At 40.3% G+C, this 2,362-nt stretch carries 2 protein-coding genes and 1 pseudogene; all 3 read left to right on the top strand.

Features of this window, described 5'->3' with window-relative positions; translation table 11 throughout:
* A partial coding sequence (locus GXZ17_RS00005; RefSeq protein ID WP_409375240.1) for a metallophosphoesterase occupies window positions 1-1,209 on the top strand: 1,209 nt, incomplete at its 5' end.
* 155 nt (window positions 1,210-1,364) lie between these two features.
* Entirely contained in the window at window positions 1,365-1,949 is a 585-nt protein-coding gene (thpR, locus tag GXZ17_RS00010) for an RNA 2',3'-cyclic phosphodiesterase (protein ID WP_409375241.1), read from the top strand.
* A gap of 87 nt (window positions 1,950-2,036) precedes the next feature.
* Window positions 2,037-2,362: pseudogene (locus GXZ17_RS00015) on the top strand (DNA recombination/repair protein RecA); the annotation flags it as partial.

Consider the following 2,362-nt stretch of genomic DNA (forward strand, 5'->3'; position numbering starts at 1 on the left):
CATAGTACACCACTTGACTTTCATCTTACCCTAAAAAACATTAACCTGGAAGATATGGAAGAAATTGCCAGCATCTTTTCCCGGACGGGGCTCCGGTTTGAGAATATTATTCAAGGAATAAAAGTAAATATCATTAAATATCTGGCTTATCTTCTGCTTTTAGCTTTCTTTTCAGGTATGTTCGGCATGCTTTTACTGACTCGCCGCACTATTAATAAGAAAGAACTTCTCTGGGGAGGATTAATCAATTTTCTTGTCTTGCTGGCCATTATATCGACTGCAGCCCTATCTTATGATACAGTGGCTTTCTCAAGGGCCGAATACGAAGGAATACTGGAAGCTGCACCATGGGTACTAACTGTTTTGCAGGAGGGAATGGGTGTAGTTGAAAATATAGGTGGACAGTTTATGGAGATAGTTGACAATATCTCTTTTTTACAAAAAGAAATGGAAAAGAATGCTCCGATAGTAGAAAATAAAGATACCAGAAGAATTCTTCATGTTTCAGATATTCATAATAACCCAGCGGCATTTGCATTTATGCAACGCATTGTAGAAACTTTTCATATCGAACTAATTGTGGATACAGGCGATCTCGTTGATTATGGGACATCGCTGGAAATGGAACTGTTTGCACAACAGCTCGCCGGTTTAAAAATTCCTTATGTTTTCATTCCGGGAAATCATGACTCTCCATCTGTTGTAGAGCAACTGAAAAAAATTGAAAACGTTTTTGTTTTGGAGGAAGGTATTGTTGAGATAGCCGGCCTGAGGATAGCAGGTATTGCCGATCCGGCTTCCTATTCTACGGCCATGGAAGTCGCCAATGAAGCTGTAATGGAGGATGCCGCACAAAAACTGCAGGAAATAGTGCTCAATGCCGGAAAAGTGGATATAATCGCCGCCCATAATCCCGGTTGCTTTAAATCTCTTCGTTCGGGTTACAACCTTCTGTTGGGAGGGCACACACACAGGCCTTATGTGGAAGAGGGGGAGAACTACCTGGAGATAAATGCAGGATCTACCGGAGCTGAAGGCATAAGAGGCATTAAAACACTGGAAATAAATTTTAGCCTTATTATGCTGAATCTTCGGTATTCAGAGACGGAAAGAGCCTTTTTGCCTCTAAGCGCGGATTTAATCAAAGTAAAACAGTATCCCTTACACTTTAGCTTTGAACGTTTTTTGTTTGTTGACACGCAATTATGAGTATTTTGTACGAAATTTACGGATTTAAACGAATTAAACACTTTACATCTAAAATATTTTTGTCCATAATAAGGTGGACAGTCCATATCTTATTAAAGCGAAAAGAACTCGGGCCCAACCCGGAGAAAGTTCTTCAATTTATGGGAAGATGATTTATGCGTACTTTTCTGGCCATTAATCTTGAAGGCAGTGTGAAAGAAGAGTTGATTGGCATTCAGGAACAACTTAAAAGTAAAATGCAAGGTATTCGTTGGGTAAACATCCAGAACTTACATATTACTTTAAAGTTCTTAGGGGAAATTAATGCCGATACGGTTGCATTGATGGAATATCCCTTAAGGGAATTGGCTGGCCAAACAACGTCCTTCAGAGTATCTTTAACCAATTTGGGCGCTTTTCCTTCCTTCAAAGAGCCTCGTGTTGTCTGGATGGGCATAGGCGAGGGAGCTACGGAACTGAGCAATCTGGCACAAGGGATCGAAACAGCTTTAAAAAATGTGCCGGCATCTTTTCATAACAGGGAGATTCCTCAAAAAACAAATGAGAAATTTCTCCCTCATCTAACGATCGGAAGAAGGAGCAGGAAAGAAGCTTTTAAGGTGGACCCTTCTATTTTTAATAAGCGTTGGGAATGTGAAAACAGGATTAATGTGGAGAGTTTTTATCTGATAGAAAGTATACTGCGTCCTAACGGCCCGCTCTATATACCCCGGCAGGAATTTTTATTAAAAAAATGGTAAAGTCGGCAGGATTTTCTCTTTCGATAAAGAAATAAAGAAAGAAAGCAAACAAATGTTTTAATAAATGTAAGGAGGCAATTGCTAAATATGGAAAAACAAAAAGCACTGGAAATGGCCTTGCTGCAAATAGAAAAACAATTCGGGAAAGGTTCTATCATGAGGCTGGGTTCTGAAACCAGGGCCAATATCGGTGTAATTCCCACAGGAGCATTATCACTGGATATTGCCCTTGGTGTTGGGGGGTTACCGAAGGGAAGGATTATCGAAATTTTCGGACCTGAATCATCCGGCAAAACGACAGTGGCCTTGCATGTAATTGCCGAAGCACAGAAAACAGGAGGTTTTGCCGCTTTCATAGATGCGGAGCATGCTCTTGATCCGGTTTATGCAAAAAAATTAGGCGTTAATATTGA

Source organism: Candidatus Sordicultor fermentans (assembly GCF_012728195.1).
In the GTDB taxonomy this organism is placed as follows: Bacteria; Atribacterota; Atribacteria; order Atribacterales; family Caldatribacteriaceae; genus Sordicultor; species Sordicultor fermentans.

Bases quoted from the DNA above. Each gene is read 5' to 3' on its own strand.
- thpR (WP_409375241.1), top strand. From the start codon at position 1,365: ATGCGTACTTTTCTGGCCATTAATCTTGAAGGCAGTGTGAAAGAAGAG.